This is a genomic window from Kyrpidia sp. (assembly GCF_023512215.1).
Lineage (GTDB): Bacteria > Bacillota > Bacilli > Kyrpidiales > Kyrpidiaceae > Kyrpidia > Kyrpidia spormannii.
Genome location: NZ_JAILZZ010000001.1, coordinates 142,687 through 158,522, shown reverse-complemented (window position 1 = coordinate 158,522; position 15,836 = coordinate 142,687). Strand labels below are relative to the sequence as shown.

The following is a 15,836-nucleotide window of genomic DNA, read 5'->3' as shown; positions in this document are numbered from 1 at the left end:
GAATGACAACATTTACTGATTTTCAATTGAGCCGAAGAGTGCAGCAAGCCATTGATGATATGGGATTCGAAGAACCTTCTCCGATTCAGGCAGCTTGTATTCCTCTGGTGTTGCAAGGAAAAGACGTCATTGGTCAAGCTCAGACGGGAACGGGGAAAACTGCGGCCTTCGGGGTGCCGATTATTGAGATGATGGGTACGGGTCGGCACGTTCAGGCCTTGATCCTCACTCCTACCCGGGAATTGGCGATCCAGGTGGCCGGGGAGTTGCGCAAAATCGCGAAGTATGCCAGAGTGAGGACGCTGCCGATCTATGGCGGGCAATCCATTGGTCACCAGATTCGGGCGCTCCAGCAGGGCGTGGGAGTGGTCATTGGAACTCCCGGGCGGGTGTTGGACCATTTGCGCCGGGGTACCTTGAAGTTAGACAAAGTGCGCACCGTGGTTCTGGACGAAGCGGATGAGATGTTGGATATGGGGTTCATCGAAGATATTGAGGCGATTTTGAAGGAGACACCCCAGGAACGCCAAACGCTCTTGTTTTCGGCCACATTCCCCCACGAAGTGAAACAGTTGGCAGTCCGGTACATGAAAAATCCGGAGCACGTGACGGTCAACCGGGGGGAAATGACCGTCCCCCTGATTGATCAGATCTACTATAAAGTGCTGGAACGCAACAAGCTGGAAAGCTTGTGCCGGATCATCGACAGCGAGGACGTGTCGCTCGGCATCATTTTTTGCCGCACCAAGCGTGGGGTGGATGAGCTCACCGAGGCACTCCTGTCCCGGGGGTATCTCGTCGACGGACTTCACGGCGATTTGTCCCAGGCCCAGCGGGATCGGGTGATGAAAAAATTCCGCAATGGGGATATCGAGTTTCTGGTGGCCACGGATGTCGCGGCCCGGGGGATCGACGTGACCAATGTCACCCACGTGATTAACTATGACATTCCCCAGGATCCAGAATCGTATGTGCATCGGATCGGCCGGACGGGCAGGGCCGGTCGGCGGGGACTGGCCATTACCTTGGTAACACCCCGGGAGTTCAAATTGCTGAAACAAATCGAGAGGGAGACCAAAGCTCCCTTGGTGGGGCGGGAGGTCCCCACGTTGGCGGATGTGGCGGAACGGGTAGCTGAAAACTGGCGGGAGCGGTTGCGGCGCACGGTCCAAGAGGGCGGAATCGCCAATTACCGCGCCATTCTCGGCTCTCTCGTAGACGAGTTCGACCCGGTGGATCTGGCCGCCGCCGCTTTGAAACTGGCCAGCGCCGACGATCTGCACACCGGTGAGGAGGAGGACTACGATTTTGGCGAGACCGGGGCATCCCCTGGCATGGTCCGCTTTTTCCTGAACATTGGACGCAGCGCCAATGTGGGACCCGGGGATCTTGTGCGGATGATTTCGGAGGAGACGGGCATCCCCGGTCAGGCGATCGGCAAGATCGACTTGTATGATCGGTTCGCCTTCGTCGAAGTGGAGGAGGAATCGGCACCCTTTGTATTCGAGGCGCTGCGCCAGGCGCGCATCAATGGACTTCGGGTGAACTTGGAACCGGCGCGCCCTCGAAGCCGCCGGGCCTGAAGGCCCGGGCGGTGAATCCCCGCCCCGGCGGGGATTTTTTTCGCCACAGATCCCAAACGAATGTTCGTGACGGTCAAGCTTTGCTATAATAAAGACGCACAAAGGTTAGCAGGAACGGACGGGCCCCGGGGCGAATTAGTCAAGCGAGAAGAAGGGAAGGAGTGGGCAGGGGTGGCGGATCGGAAGGCGGCACTGGACATGGCGCTGCGCCAGATTGAGAAACAATTCGGGAAAGGTTCGATTATGAAACTGGGAGAGGCCCAGGCGAGTATGAACGTCGAAGTGGTCTCTACCGGTGCTTTGGCGTTAGACATTGCTTTGGGGGTCGGTGGATTCCCCCGGGGGCGTGTGATCGAGATTTACGGTCCGGAGTCTTCGGGCAAGACGACGGTGGCTTTGCACGCCATCGCCGAGGTACAGAAGTTGGGCGGACAAGCGGCGTTTATCGATGCTGAGCACGCCTTGGACCCCGTGTATGCCCGCAATCTTGGCGTCAACATCGATGAGCTGTTGATTTCCCAACCGGATACGGGGGAACAAGCTCTGGAGATCGCCGAGGCTTTGGTGCGCAGCGGCGCAGTGGATATTATTGTGATTGACTCGGTGGCTGCGCTGGTTCCCAAAGCCGAACTGGAGGGGGACATGGGAGATTCCCACGTGGGTCTGCAGGCCAGACTCATGTCCCAAGCGTTGCGTAAGCTTTCCGGGGCGATTTCCAAGTCCCGGACGATCGCAATTTTTATCAACCAGATTCGGGAGAAAGTCGGCGTCATGTTCGGCAATCCCGAGACCACCACCGGTGGGCGGGCGCTGAAGTTTTACTCCTCAGTGCGCCTGGAAGTGCGGCGAGCAGAGGCTCTCAAACAAGGGAACGAACTGGTCGGAAACCGGACTCGGATTAAGGTGGTAAAAAACAAGGTCGCCCCTCCTTTTAAACAAGCGGATGTGGACATCATGTTCGGGGAAGGAATCTCCCGGGAGGGCAGCATTGTCGATTTGGGAGTGGAGATGGATGTCATCGAAAAGAGCGGGGCCTGGTATTCCTTCGAAGGTGAGCGATTGGGCCAGGGCCGGGAAAACGCCAAGCAATTTCTAAAGGAACACCCGGAGATCGCCGATCGTATCGAAGGAAAGATTCGCAGCCTGTGCCACGCCGAGGGCTCGGCGGGGGCCCGCCCCGCATCGGGCTTGATCGGGTCGGACGAAGGTGAGTTTTTCGATGAGTGAAACTACCGGCGAAGTCGAAGCGTGGAACCGCGCGCTCCAATATTTGGCGCGAAGGTCCCGGTCGGCAGCCCAGGTGAGAGAACATTTGCAAAGACAGGGCCATCCGGTTGAGGTGGTGGACCGGGTGATTGACCGCTTGCGGGAGCGAGGGTGGATCGACGACGTCGCCTACGCCCGGCGCTGGCTGGAGATACGCGTGGAGGCGGGCCGGACCAGCATCTGGCGAGCTCGGTGGGAATTGACCCGTCAGGGGGTCCGGGGCGAAGACATCGATCGAGCCCTGGCGGCCATCCCGAAAGACCGGGAAAAACAAGCGGCCATAAGGTGGTTGCGCCTTCACCGCCGCCGGCATCGGAACGACGACCTCACAACCTGGCGGGCCAAGGCGTATCGAGGGTTGATGCAGAACGGGTTTGACCGGGATCTGGCTTTTAGTCTGGTGGCATCCTGGGATGATGAGCAGATGGGCGGTAGTTGACAACTATTGACACACCCCGTACAATAGGTAATGCGTATGAGAAGTTTTTCCGGTCTCTGCCGAACGCGGCGGCCGTAGCATACCGATCCGCACCCGGTACAAGGGATGGGTGCCGGCGTGTGTTCTGCGTCCATGCTCAGGTCCGTTATCCTGAGCAAAGGGGCGATGGATCGTGTGGATGTATGGGGTGTCTATCCTGGCCGCATTATTGATCGGGGCCGGGATTGGATATTGGATTCGCCGGGCTGTGGCTGAAGGAAAGGTCCGCACGGCTGAACAACGCGTTACAGACATGTTAGAGGAAGCGGGCCGGGAAGCGGAGCGCACCCGGAAGGAAGCGCTGATCGAGGCGAAGGAAGAAGCCCATCGAATTCGCTCGGAGGCGGAACGGGAGATTCGCGAACAGCGAACCGAGTTGCAGCGGCTGGAGCGGCGCCTTCTTCAGAAAGAGGAACACCTGGACCGAAAAACGGAGTCCGTGGAACGAAAGCTCGAGGCGGTAGCCCAGCGCGAGCGCGAGGTTGAACATCTCCGGGCGGAAGCGGAGCAGATGGTGCACCGGCAGATGGCGGAGTTGGAAAGAATCTCCGGCTTAACCCGGGAGCAGGCGAGGGAGACGATCCTGGGGAGCGTGGAGCGAGAGTGCCGCCACGACGCGGCCATCATGATCAAAGAGATTGAGCAACAAGCGCGCCACGAAGCGGAAAAGAAGGCCCGGGATATTGTGGTCACCGCGATCCAGCGCTTTGCCGCCGACCACGTCGCGGAAACCACCGTGTCGGTGGTCAACCTGCCCAATGACGAGATGAAAGGCCGGATTATCGGTCGCGAAGGGCGAAACATCCGGGCCCTGGAAACCCTGACGGGGATTGATCTGATCATCGACGATACCCCGGAAGCTGTGATTCTGTCGGGTTTTGATCCCATCCGGCGGGAGGTTGCCCGGGTGGCTCTTGAAAAACTGGTGGCGGACGGCCGCATTCATCCGGCCAGGATTGAAGAGATGGTGGAGAAAGCCCGTCGGGAAGTCGAAGAGCGGATTCGGGAAGAAGGGGAGCAGGCGGTGTTTGAAACCGGGGTGGCGGGCCTGCACCCCGATTTGGTGAAGATCCTCGGCCGGCTGAAGTACCGGACCAGCTATGGGCAGAATGTGCTGAAACACTCTGTGGAGGTTGCTCATCTGGCGGGTTTAATGGCAGCCGAACTCGGCCTTGATGTACAATTGGCGAAACGGGCCGGTTTATTGCACGATATCGGCAAGGCGATCACCCATGAAGTGGAAGGGTCCCATGTTGAGATCGGTCTGGACCTGGCCCGAAAGTATAAGGAGCATCCCGTGGTGCTCAACGCCATTGGAGCCCATCACGGAGACACGGAATACACCTCGGCGATCTCCATTCTGGTAGGGGCAGCGGATGCGATTTCCGCAGCGCGACCCGGGGCCCGGAGGGAAAGTCTGGACGTGTACATTAAGCGGCTGGAGCGCCTTGAGGAGATTGCGGAGTCCTTCGAAGGTGTGGAGAAGTCCTACGCCATTCAGGCCGGCAGAGAGATTCGTATTATCGTCAAACCTGAGCTGATCGACGACGCAGAATCGGTACGCATGGCTCGGGAGATATCCAAGCGCATTGAAAACGAGCTCGACTATCCTGGGCATATTAAAGTCACGGTGATCCGCGAGACCAGAGCCGTCGAATACGCAAAATAAGGTAGCCGTCAGGCTACCTTATTTTTTAGAGAGGATGTCACAGGGTGCGGATTCTATTTATCGGGGATATCGTGGGAAGCCCGGGAAGACAGGCTGTGGAGCGCTATCTTCCCCGGGTTCAGGACGTGGTCCAAGCGGATATCGTGATTGCAAACGGCGAGAATGTCGCGGACGGGCGGGGAATCACTCCCAATCTGGCCGAATGGTTGTTTGACCACGGGATCGACTTTATAACCATGGGAAATCACGTCTGGGACCACCCCAAGATTTTCGATTTCATCGATCAGGAGAAGCGCCTGGTTCGGCCCGCGAATTTTCGCCTGGCTCCCGGCCAGGGTTATGCGCTGTGTTCCGTTGGCGGCCGTCAGCTCGCCATTGTCAACGTATTGGGCCGGGCTTTCATGGGGGAATGGGACGATCCCCTGGCGGTCCTCTCCGCGGTGCTGGAAGAAATCGCCGACCAGGCGACATGGATCGTGGTGGACGTGCATGCGGAAACCACGTCGGAAAAGCAGGCGCTTGCGTGGTATTTTGACGGCCGGGTCAGCGCGGTGGTGGGAACCCACACCCACGTGCAGACGGCGGACGAGCGAATTCTGCCAGGGGGCACGGGATATATCACCGACGTAGGAATGACCGGTCCCTTTAACGGCATCATCGGCATGAAAAAAGAGCCGATTCTTCATAAAATGATCACCCATCTGCCGGCGCGCTTTGAAGTGGCCGATGGGGATTGCCAGTTTTCGGCGGCGATCATCGATTGTGAAGACGAAAACGGACGCTGCGCGGCAATCCGCAGGGTGTTCATTACCCCCGACCATCCCTGGCCCGACGGGGCGACTTTTGAACGCCCATGATCCGGGTCGGGTTTCCGGGAGAAGAATTTTTCGAATAATAGCCATTGAAAAAAGGAATTTCCTAAAGGAACCGCGAATATAAGTATCAATGTCCTTCTCAACCCAACAGCAAGGGAGGAACCTCACGATGGAAGTATTAAAAGTTTCAGCAAAATCCAACCCCAATTCTGTTGCCGGAGCCCTGGCCGGCGTATTGCGGGAACGCGGCGCGGCGGAAATCCAAGCGATTGGGGCCGGGGCCCTCAATCAAGCAGTGAAAGCCGTAGCGATCGCACGAGGATTCGTAGCGCCCAGTGGAATCGACTTGATTTGCATCCCCGCCTTCACCGATATTTTGATCGATGGGGAAGAGCGGACGGCGATCAAGTTGATCGTCGAACCTCGCTGAGGCACAGGGACCGACATCACCGATGTCAAGATGATTATTGGACAACGCCTGTTTGCTCCTCTTGACAAACAGGCTTTTCGTTTGTTCGGATCTAGGGGGGGAAACCGGTTGGAGCGCAGAGTATGGGATGCCCATGCCGATGTGCTGTGGCGTATCGCCGCCGAGCGGGAAGATTTCTACGGGTCGACATCGTCATTGGCAGCGGGTTGGCACCGCTTGGTGCAAGGTGGAGTCAAGGTTCTGGGGTTTCCCCTGTTTGTGCCCCCGGACCGCCCCGCCGCCGAAGGGTGGAACATGCTCCTCACCCAGGCAGCGTCCTTTCACGATCGGATCGTGGGGGATGGGGAGCGGGTACGTCCCCTTTTGTATCGGGAGGATGTGGCCCTGGCAGAGAAATCTCAGACGATATACGGCTTGTTGTGCCTCGAAGGGTGTTCCGCACTCGAGGGCAGTGTCGAGCGTCTCTCCCTGTGCATGCACCTCGGGGTGCGGATAGTGGGACTGACGTGGAACGAGGCCAACGAGTTGGCCGATGGTGTCGGAGAACCCCGGGGGGGCGGGTTGACGGCTCTGGGGCGCCGCTTTGTTCGGGAGGTCTGGCAGCGGTCCGGCGTGGTGGATGTGGCTCATCTGGGCGAGGCGGCCTTTTGGGATGTCCTGCGGGAAGCCCGGGGGCCGGTGGTGTGCACCCATGCCGGGATAAAAGCGGTCTGGCCCCATCGCCGCAACCTGTCCGATGGCCAACTCAAAGCGTTAGCCGAACTCGGCGGCGTACTGGGCATAGCCTTTGTACCCGCGTTTCTCGGGCCCAAGGGGGGATTGGATGATCTTCTTCGGCACATCGAGCACGCTCTGGAGGTCGCCGGGGATCGCCATGTGGCCTTCGGATCGGATTTTGACGGGACCGACGAAGTCTTGGAAGGCATGGAGACCGCAGCCCAATATCCGGCCTTGGAGCGGGCCCTGAAAGCCCGTTTCGGCGAGGAAACAGCCCGGCGATTATTGTGGGACAATTGGCGGGATCTCTTTGATCAGGCCCTGGCTCCGGGTCCCTCGGGAACGTGAGAAGTTCCCCGCGCAGAGGGAGACGAGCAAGGGACGCCGGTGGGTTGAAAAGAAAGGGGGCGCCGATCTCCGCGGAGGGATCGGCTTTTTTCGTGGGCACGGGGACGACCGGGCCGCAGCACCAAAGGCAGATGCCCCGCATAGAATTGGTACTAAACATGCGCCTGTTTTTACCGTCCTCACCAACCCCGGGCGTTGCAGAGAAGAACTTGGCATAAAGGGGAGGGAGTATCGTGGCAAGCACAGCGAGAGACGCAGGGTGCCGCGAGATCATTACCGATGCTGTGTGCGGTCGAGGCAGCCGGTATTCGCAAATGACGTACACGATTCATCCCACGAACCGACCGTCCACCATCGGGGGATGTTGGGTAATGAATCACACCTACGAGGGTCATTTGATCGGCGACTTGGTGGAAGTTCGGGGGAGAATGGACATCAATGTCTGGTATGCATACAACAACAACAGTGAAACCGCTGTGGCAAAAGACACCGTGTCTTATGTGGAGCAGATTCCCCTGCGGGATCTGGACCCCCACTGTCTGCAGGATCGCCGGGAAGTGATGGTCAAAGTTATTCAGCCGCCCCACTGCCTGGATGCTGTAATTGCATCCGGCGGCACCGACATTGCCGTCCGGGTGGAAAAAGAGCTTGCGGCAGAAGTAATCGGACGCACGAAGCTGTTCGTGATGGTCTGCGAACCGCCGGGTAAAAAAGATGAAGATGAAGACCTGATCGAGGACGAAGCCGAGGAAATGGCGTGAGCCGGCGCGGGGTGGCGACGGGATGGGGTGTTGCCCATGGTGGAAGGGCCCTTGCGGATCGAATCCCTGGTACACACCCGGGACGTGATTTATGCTGCGGCGCCCCTGCTGCGTCGATATGGCATGCAGCAGGGGTCGTCCGTGCAGATCCGAGCCGGTTTGGGGCCAGTTTGTACAGTTCAGATTCGGTCCCACATTCTCGATCCGAATATCTTGTTGATGGCACGCCCCGTGTTGCGCCGGCTGGGCCTGCAGCGGGGCGACCGAATTCATGCAAAATGGGGCGGGACACAGCTCGAGCTCGGTCCCGTCGTTGCTTTATGGTTGCCGGTTCGCCGTCGATCGCCTACCCCCGCCTTTGGCGCCCAGACTGCTTGGGCTCGGGACGCCCTGGTTGGAGCCAGGGACATGGGCGTCCTCGCCTACGTGCTCGATCCCCAATCGTCACCGGACAGCCTTCGGGCATGGGGGTGGTCCAGCAAAAACGGCTGGATACGACGACCGGGCCCCATGCCCGATGCCCTGTGGAGGCGGGGAGAACGTTTGGGTCCTCCCCGTGGGTTACGAGAGGCCAAAGAGACGGGTCTCCTAAACCTTGCACCAGATATCGGGGATAAATGGAGAATCACAAAATTTCTCCTTTTACAAGGTTTCGGCGATCACATTCCCTGGACGCGGCCCATGTCTCTCCGCCGGGCGGAGGCCGCTCTTCTTCGCTTTGGCCGGGTTTACGCCAAACCCCGCCGGGGAAGCGGCGGCCGGGACCTCTTGCTGTTGGAGCGGCGGGGGGAAACGATTCGATGGTGTCGGTTCGACCCGAGCCCAGCCCAGGGCATGTGGACTATTCCGCTCCGCCTGTCGGATTGGCACCGGGTGGCAGGGCACCGGGCTTACATCGTCCAAGAGGCCCGCATCCCCCTGACGGCTTTTGGACGCCCCGTGGATTTTCGCTGGTTCGTCCAACGCGGGGGATCCGGAGCTTGGGATGTCACCGCCGTGGTGGCACGTCTTGCTCCGGAGGAGGATGGCCCCACCAATGTCTCCTTAGGAGGGAAGGTTCTCCCCGTCGACGAAATCCTTCAGGATGGGGAACGGGAACGGGGAACTGCCCTGGCCTTATCGGTGGCTGAAGCAGTGGGCGAGTTGTTCCCCCACCTGGTGGAACTCGGGATGGATTTGTTGCTGGATAAGAGCGGTGAATGGTGGATATTGGATGTAAATCCACGTCCGGGTCGATCGACCCTGAAGCAAATCGATCCAGCCTTGCGCCAATTGTCAATTCGAAAGCCCTTCGAATATGTTAAATACGCAACTGGGTACATGACGGCGGATCTGGCCGAAGAGAGAACCGGCCCATCGGAGGAGTGATGACCTGTGGCGCAGGTGACCCGTTTAATGGTGCACCGGGCGGACGGTTTACAGGGAATATTGACCGTTCCGGATACCCTGCTCGGTGGACGCCGGTCGGAGGTGACATTGCGACACGGTCACCATGAAACCATCGCCCGGCTCGTTCCGATGAAGGAAGCGAACGGGGTACACCTGGCCGGAGACATCTGGAAAAGGTTGTCTTTGCCTGATGAAAACGTGTTGGACGTCCATGTTCTGTGGGATGAAGCGGAAAACCTCTTACGGATCGGTCCACTTCTGGCCATCATGGCCCGAGTTCGCCGGAAAAAAGGGCAACTCACCGGGGCTCAGGCGCCAGTTTTTGAACGGCTGTCCGAGGCTGGACGGACGCTGGGCGTCTTAACCTACGTTTTTTCTCCCTTAGAAATTCAATGGACCAAGGGCACGGTCCGGGGAGTTTATTGGAATGACGAACGAAAATGGACCATGGGCACATTTCCCTTGCCGGATGTGGTTTACGATCAGGTGGTTTCTCGCAGATTTGAGGACCGCCCGGATGTCAAAGAATCCAGGACCAAACTCATCCGGCTTTTGTACCCGCGCTATTTTAACGCGGGTTTCTTTGACAAATGGACGATGTTCCAATGGCTCTCCGCCGATGACCGCACCCGCCGCCAACTCCCGGCTACCACTCTTTACCGGGCGCCGGGCCAGGGGACCCAATTTCTTGTGGAATGGGGAGACATTTACATGAAACCGGCCCGGGGGAGTCTGGGGCAGGGGTTGGTCCGGGTGCAACTGGCGGTCAACGGGCAGGCCTTGTACCGCTGGCGTAAAGGTCCCGGGCGGACAGAGACGGGGGTCGCCAAGGATCCCCGGGCGTGGTTTGAACAGCATCATCGTTTCCTCCGTCGCCGGCGTTATATTCTACAACGAACGATCCCGATTCCTTCCCTCGAAGGTCGGGTGTGGGACGTTCGGGCATTGATGCAAAAAGACGAGTCCCGGGCCTGGAAGCGCACCAAAATGTTCGTGCGCATCTCACATCCCGGTGAGGTCGCTTCCAATCTGGCCGCCGGGGGGCGGGCGGAGCGTGTAGAAAAAGTGCTGCCTCACATGGCTTTGGGTCTTTCGGCGGAGCGAGGGTTGGTGCGGCGGTTGACTCGCACGGCGCACAACGTGGCGCAAGTGGTGGAGGAGAGCTCGGGCCTCCAATTGGGGGAGATGGGTGTGGATCTCGGGGTGGACGACCGCGGCGGTGTTTGGATTATCGAGGTGAATGCAAAGCCGTGGAAATCGCCGGATACCGACGAAGGCGATGAACGGCTGCTCGAGAGATCATTTCTCCGCCCAGTCGCTTACGCAAAATCTCTCGCCGGGTTTTCTCCCTGACGGCCGTCGATAGGGCGGCCGGCGTTTTGGGCCGGAATGTCCGGCGGACGTGGGAAAGGGGGGAACCGCGTGCCAGTCACCGTTATCCACACCGGCCAGGCCTCGGCAAAACGGCTAGAACGTCTATTGTCACAAAGGTTTGAAGACCGGGAGTCTGTCCGGGAGCCCGACGTGACCATTCGATGGGGCCTGACCGATGTTCCGGACCCTCCGGGAGTCGTCCTGAACAGTCGCCGGGCTTTGGCCGACGCTTCGGTGCGGGAACGGATATGGACGCTGTTGGCCCGCTACGGCATTCATACCCCAAAGGAGTCCCCGGAATCGGAGATTCGGCGGTTGAATCTGATCCGCCAATACCGAATTCCGGTTTTCGACCACGCGACCCTGTCTTGTTTTCGCTCGGAAGACCGCAATATCTGGCTGAACAAGCGACTGAGCCGAATTCGGGATGATTATGTGGAAATCCCGGAGGATGCGGACCGAGAGACCATTCGCGCCTGCCGGCTGGCGCTGCGAGCCACCCATGCCCTTGGGTTGGATTTTGGCCTGGTGAGCCTGGGGGTTGGTCCAAAGGGGCGCCTGTTCGTACTGGACGTATCACCCACCCCGGTCTTGACCGGCCGGCTTCTAGACCTGTTCAAGAATGGAATTGCGCGGTATGTAGAAACTCTCGCCAGGCCCCGGGGTTCGGCTCGATTGATGTTGGGGGCGGACCTGGAGTTTATGCTTCGGGGCAAGACGGGCAAAATCGTGCCGGCGTCCCGTTATTTTCCACGAAAGGGCGAAGTGGGATGCGACGATCGCACACTGCATGGAGATGCCAGTCTTTTACCTTTGGCGGAAATTCGACCGCCGGCTGCCACCTCACCGCTGAGACTCGTCGAACATATCCGGAGTGCATTGACGGAAGCCGCCCAGCTGTGCCCTTCGCGAAAAATTAAGTGGGTGGCGGGATCGATGCCCTTTCGGGGTTTTCCCATCGGCGGGCATATACATTTCAGCGGGGTGGCGCCCGGAAGCCGATTGGTGCGCATGCTAGACACCTATGTCGGCCTTCCGGTGGCTTTGCTGGAAGAACCTCTCACCGCCCGGGTGCGCCGGCAAAAATACGGGTTTCTGGGGGATATCCGGCGAAAACCCCACGGTGGGTTCGAGTATCGGACGCCGGGCAGTTGGCTCGTCTCCCCGGAAATCTCCACCGCCGTGTTATGTCTCGCCGACATCGCGGCTCGGGAGTTCGAGCATTTCACCGAATGGCCTTTCCTCGACCCAGAGGTTCAAGAAGCCTTTTACACGGGAAATCGTTCCGTTCTGAAGCCGGTATTTTTTTCGGTGTGGGAGCACTTAAAACGTTCTTCCCTATTCGAGACCTATGAAGATTATCTGTCGGTCATTCCTTGGATGATTGAGCAAGATCTGACATGGGATGAATCAGTGGACATCCGAGAAACGTGGGATATTTCGATACCAAAACGAAAGGCCCGGGCTAGGGCCGCGGCTCGATGACGGGATCGGAAAAGGAGGGGGCAGGTATGGGGCATGCGGATTCGGTGATCGTCACGCTCCCGCTCCCGTGGGCACGGGAACTCGGGATCGCCCCTGGGGAGATGACCCAGTTGCGATTCGGCCACTGGCGGGGGCCGGCCCAGGTCGATTATGCCCGCAACCCAGGCAACTCCGTCGAAGTGATATGGAACTGGCCGGATACCCAGGAACGGATCCCCATTCCTTCCCACCATAAGCCCCGGCAAGTTCGAGGGGTTCTGGATCTTGGCCCGGTTCTGGCGGTCCTCATCGGGGCCAAGGCCAAGGACGTGGGCCATCGGCGAATTCCGCGGTGGGCGCCTTCGCTGTTCCGGGCGGGAAATCAAAAAGGCATGCCGGTCTACGTGTGTTATGCCGATGAAATCGACTGGCAGTACGGCCGGGTTCGGGGCGGGCGGAGGTGGAGACCAGGCACAGGGGTGGATTGGCAGTGGTGGCCCCTGCCCGATGTGATCTATAACCGGGTTCCTCACCGGTGGGAGGAAGATCTGGCACCGGTGAAACAGGTGAAAACCGAAGCCGAGCAACGGGGCATCGCGGTGTTTAATTCCGGTTTCTTAGACAAATGGAGCACGTTTCGAATCCTCCACCGCGTTTCCCACCTTCGTCGATTCCTGCCGCGGACTGAACGAATGGGGGATCCGGGAGCGATCGGCGCTTGGGTACAGGCCGGTCGAGCGTTTTTTGCAAAACCCGTTCACGGAAGTTTGGGAGAGGGGCTGGTTTTTTGCGAACCCCATCCCGACGGTTGGCGAATCGGTACCCAACAGGAAGGCCGGGTCCAGCGGGCCGTGGTAAGCCAGGAACGGTTGATTCATAAATTAACTGCTCTTACCAGTCGCCGGGCGTATTTGCTTCAGGAGAAAATCGAGTTAAAAACTTATCACGGGCGGAAAGTGGATTTCCGCGTGCACCTGCAAAAGGACCGCCACGGGCGCTGGAGGATGGTGGCCGCTGCGGGGAAAGGGGCGCATCCCGAGGCGCTGTCCACCCACGTGCGGTTTGGCGGGACGGTCTGGCCCGCAGAGGAAATACTCAGCCATTGGTTCGCTCATGACAGCGATACCTGGCTGAATCGCTTCTCTGACGTGGGGTGTGCGGTGGCCCGGAGCCTGGAACGGGTTGTGGGAGGGAATTTCGGCGAAATGGGGCTTGACATGGGAATTTGTACGGAAGGTCGCCTGTGGATGTTCGAAGCCAACGCCAAACCCGGACATCATATTTTCCATCATCCGGAATTGAAAGGCCGACGCACGCAGTGGGCACAAATGGTCATCGACTATGCCTCCAGGTGGAGCCGGAGCCCGAGGGGGATGACCGAATGAAACTGGCCGTTCTCCTCTGGGAAAGGCACCGGCGGCCCCTCGGCAATCTCCGGCTGTGTCGGGAACTCGCCGTAGCCGGGGAAAAACTCGGCTGGGAAATATCTGTCGTCACTCCTGGGGGTCTGTTGCACTCCTCACCTCGGGAGTATCGCTGGAACGGAACAAACTGGGTAATGCGGCCGTTTCGAGGGGCGGACGCCGTGTATAACCGGGTGCCCCACCGCCGCTTTGAGGCGCAGCCATCCTTTTTTTCGGCATTGGAGCAATTGCGCCTGTGGGGCACCCCGGGGTGGAATCCGGGATTTTTCTCGAAGGACCAAGTGATCCGGAGTTGGCTGGCCCGTCCGGATCTAGCCAAGCGGGTTCCCGGGACCCAACTGGACTTTGAGCCTTACCAGTTAATGTCGGAAGGAGATCGCTGGCTCCTGAAACCCTGCGACGGCCGGGCAGGAGAGGGGATCATTGAAGTCCATCGGGTATCCCAGAATACCTGGGCCTGGCGTTGGCAGCGCCGAGGTAGAGTGAGCAAAGATCGGGGAAGCCTGGAGCGGTGCTCCGCGTTTGTGCGTCGCTACACCCGGGGAAGACACTATCTCGCTCAACGCCAAATCGCTCTCGCGACCTGGCGGGGACATCCCTTTGATTTTCGCACCCTTTGGCAAAAAGATTCGGCAGGGCGCTGGCGCCTCAGAGGGGTCGGAGCCCGGGTGGCGGGACGGGATCGCATGACCACGCACGTCCCCTGGGGAGGCCGCATTGCCCATCCCCATCAGACTCTCGAAGATTCCTTCGGTACCCGGGCGGAAGAAATCCTGGATGAAGTCCTCAAGACAGCGGCTTCCGCAGTTGCGCAGCTCGATCGGTCCCAGGCGGGACGACTTGGTGAAATGAGCATTGATCTCGGATGCGACCGGGAGGGGAACGTGTGGCTGTTTGAAGCCAACGCCAAACCCATGCGCTTTGATGAGCCGGAGATCCACCCGGCTTACCTCGACGGAGTCTTTGAAACCGCACGTTGGGCCAAGGGGCATCTCACCGGACTCGGCGAATCTGAAGGTGCCAATCGTCCACCAGTTTCCGGGCGGCCTGCGGCGCGCGGAGTGCCACGATCCATTCGTGATTGACCTCAAACGCCCTCCGGGTCCAGTTGGCACTGCCGATAACGAGGATATCTTGATCGATCACCGCAGCTTTCGCATGCAGTCGTTCCCCGGCGCTTCGGTACAAATGCACATCCGCCCCATCCTGGAGAAGACGGCGTTGTGCCACCGCCCGATCGGGCTGGCGGGGATCGAGGAGGACGTGCACCCCCACGCCCCTTCGGGCCGCCTCCCCCAGTGCTGCGAGCAAGGATTCATCGTTAAAGTCGAACATCTCCACATAGATCGAAGAGCGGGCTTCTGAGATCAGGGCGAGCAGCAGGTTCCGAGCGGGTTTTCCGGAGTAGGTCCAAGAACCGGCCTCGTCCCGGTGGCCGATCCGTCCCGACCAGTCCCGGTCGAGGTGACTCTTGGACTCCTGGCAGACGGGGTGCTGGGGGTCGCCGATCCACAAGGCAAAATCGTGGTTTGCCCAGGATCCGGGGCCCCAGTTGACGCTGCCGATGACGCATCCGCCATCGGTGACGAGAATCTTGGCGTGATCGATTCCGCCGGACACTTCCGCTTTTCGAAGCTGGACACCGGTCCCTTTGAGAAGTTGCGCGGCCTGCCGGCTGTGAGGTTCACTGGCATCCACGATGACCCTCACCGAAACGCCCCGGGCGGCGGCCTCAGCCAGTGCGGTCACCACGGCGGGGTCTCCGAGCTCATACATTTCGACGTCCACGGATCCTTTGGCGCCGTGGATGGCTCGAATCACGACATCCCGCAATTGTTCTCCCGGCAGTAACTGGGGGGGAGAACCCTGGGTGCCACAGCCCGGCAAAAGAAATAAGATCATGAGACCCACTAGGGCTGCGACAAGAAACCGTGGCAAGCGGACTGGGGGCAGTCGGCGGGATCTTCGGAGGAAAAGCTCCCGGTTCACGCGTCGGCCTCCTTGCCAGAGGGGGCATAATCGGCCGATCGCCACATAAAGTAGGAATGTGCCTCGACGTCTTTCTCGCTGTGCCGACTTCCTCCGGGAAGTCGGTTTTTTTGTCGGCCGCTCCCTCTC

General features: G+C 59.4%; 14 protein-coding genes. 13 read left to right on the top strand and 1 reads right to left on the bottom strand.

The features are described from left to right. Positions 1-2 precede the first annotated feature (2 nt). From K6T64_RS00805 to K6T64_RS00745, 13 genes are all read left to right on the top strand, one after another. Positions 3-1,583, top strand: a complete 1,581-nt coding sequence (locus tag K6T64_RS00805) for a DEAD/DEAH box helicase (RefSeq protein WP_100667740.1) — start codon at positions 3-5, stop codon at positions 1,581-1,583. A 171-nt stretch (positions 1,584-1,754) separates the two neighbouring features. Beyond that, complete coding sequence (gene recA / locus K6T64_RS00800) at positions 1,755-2,810, top strand: recombinase RecA (protein ID WP_288008216.1); 1,056 nt, start codon at positions 1,755-1,757, stop codon at positions 2,808-2,810. Further along, positions 2,803-3,288: a regulatory protein RecX gene (locus K6T64_RS00795; RefSeq protein ID WP_288008215.1), complete on the top strand. Its 486-nt coding sequence runs from the start codon at positions 2,803-2,805 to the stop codon at positions 3,286-3,288. Before recA ends, K6T64_RS00795 begins: the two co-directional genes overlap by 8 nt. 178 nt (positions 3,289-3,466) lie before the next feature. After that, positions 3,467-4,996: a ribonuclease Y gene (gene rny, locus K6T64_RS00790; protein ID WP_100669318.1), complete on the top strand. Its 1,530-nt coding sequence runs from the start codon at positions 3,467-3,469 to the stop codon at positions 4,994-4,996. Positions 4,997-5,040: 44 nt separating this feature from the next. Beyond that, positions 5,041-5,853, top strand: coding sequence for a TIGR00282 family metallophosphoesterase (locus K6T64_RS00785; protein ID WP_170099376.1), 813 nt, complete (start codon positions 5,041-5,043; stop codon positions 5,851-5,853). Positions 5,854-5,980: 127 nt separating this feature from the next. Further along, positions 5,981-6,241 carry a stage V sporulation protein SpoVS gene (gene spoVS, locus K6T64_RS00780; protein WP_013075606.1) on the top strand — a complete coding sequence of 87 codons (261 nt, stop codon included), beginning with the start codon at positions 5,981-5,983 and terminating at the stop codon, positions 6,239-6,241. A gap of 108 nt (positions 6,242-6,349) precedes the next feature. Then, on the top strand, positions 6,350-7,306 hold the full coding sequence (locus K6T64_RS00775; protein ID WP_170085607.1) for a dipeptidase: 957 nt from the start codon (positions 6,350-6,352) through the stop codon (positions 7,304-7,306). 233 nt (positions 7,307-7,539) lie between these two features. Further along, positions 7,540-8,067, top strand: coding sequence for an outer spore coat protein CotE (cotE, locus tag K6T64_RS00770; protein ID WP_013075608.1), 528 nt, complete (start codon positions 7,540-7,542; stop codon positions 8,065-8,067). A 36-nt stretch (positions 8,068-8,103) separates the two neighbouring features. Further along, positions 8,104-9,435, top strand: coding sequence for a YheC/YheD family endospore coat-associated protein (locus tag K6T64_RS00765; RefSeq protein WP_288008214.1), 1,332 nt, complete (start codon positions 8,104-8,106; stop codon positions 9,433-9,435). Between the two features lie 6 nt (positions 9,436-9,441). Beyond that, on the top strand, positions 9,442-10,809 hold the full coding sequence (locus K6T64_RS00760) for a YheC/YheD family endospore coat-associated protein (RefSeq protein ID WP_288008213.1): 1,368 nt from the start codon (positions 9,442-9,444) through the stop codon (positions 10,807-10,809). Between the two features lie 69 nt (positions 10,810-10,878). Next, positions 10,879-12,315 carry a putative amidoligase domain-containing protein gene (locus tag K6T64_RS00755; RefSeq protein WP_288008212.1) on the top strand — a complete coding sequence of 479 codons (1,437 nt, stop codon included), beginning with the start codon at positions 10,879-10,881 and terminating at the stop codon, positions 12,313-12,315. Between the two features lie 26 nt (positions 12,316-12,341). Then, entirely contained in the window at positions 12,342-13,679 is a 1,338-nt protein-coding gene (locus tag K6T64_RS00750; RefSeq protein WP_288008211.1) for a YheC/YheD family endospore coat-associated protein, read from the top strand. Next, complete coding sequence (locus K6T64_RS00745; protein ID WP_288008209.1) at positions 13,676-14,803, top strand: YheC/YheD family protein; 1,128 nt, start codon at positions 13,676-13,678, stop codon at positions 14,801-14,803. The genes K6T64_RS00750 and K6T64_RS00745 overlap by 4 nt, the downstream gene beginning before the upstream one ends. On the opposite strand, the gene K6T64_RS00740 is transcribed toward K6T64_RS00745, so the two are convergent. Beyond that, positions 14,712-15,707: a phospholipase D-like domain-containing protein gene (locus K6T64_RS00740; RefSeq protein WP_288008207.1), complete on the bottom strand. Its 996-nt coding sequence runs from the start codon at positions 15,705-15,707 to the stop codon at positions 14,712-14,714. The genes K6T64_RS00745 and K6T64_RS00740 overlap by 92 nt on opposite strands. Positions 15,708-15,836: the final 129 nt, after the last annotated feature.

What these genes read in the sequence shown, in the direction of transcription:
- K6T64_RS00805 (WP_100667740.1), top strand. Translation starts at nt 3, where the DNA reads ATGACAACATTTACTGATTTTCAATTGAGCCGAAGAGTGCAGCAAGCC.
- K6T64_RS00795 (WP_288008215.1), top strand. Translation starts at nt 2,803, where the DNA reads ATGAGTGAAACTACCGGCGAAGTCGAAGCGTGGAACCGCGCGCTCCAA.
- rny (WP_100669318.1), top strand. Translation starts at nt 3,467, where the DNA reads ATGTATGGGGTGTCTATCCTGGCCGCATTATTGATCGGGGCCGGGATT.
- spoVS (WP_013075606.1), top strand. Translation starts at nt 5,981, where the DNA reads ATGGAAGTATTAAAAGTTTCAGCAAAATCCAACCCCAATTCTGTTGCC.
- K6T64_RS00765 (WP_288008214.1), top strand. Translation starts at nt 8,104, where the DNA reads ATGGTGGAAGGGCCCTTGCGGATCGAATCCCTGGTACACACCCGGGAC.
- K6T64_RS00750 (WP_288008211.1), top strand. Translation starts at nt 12,342, where the DNA reads ATGGGGCATGCGGATTCGGTGATCGTCACGCTCCCGCTCCCGTGGGCA.
- K6T64_RS00745 (WP_288008209.1), top strand. Translation starts at nt 13,676, where the DNA reads ATGAAACTGGCCGTTCTCCTCTGGGAAAGGCACCGGCGGCCCCTCGGC.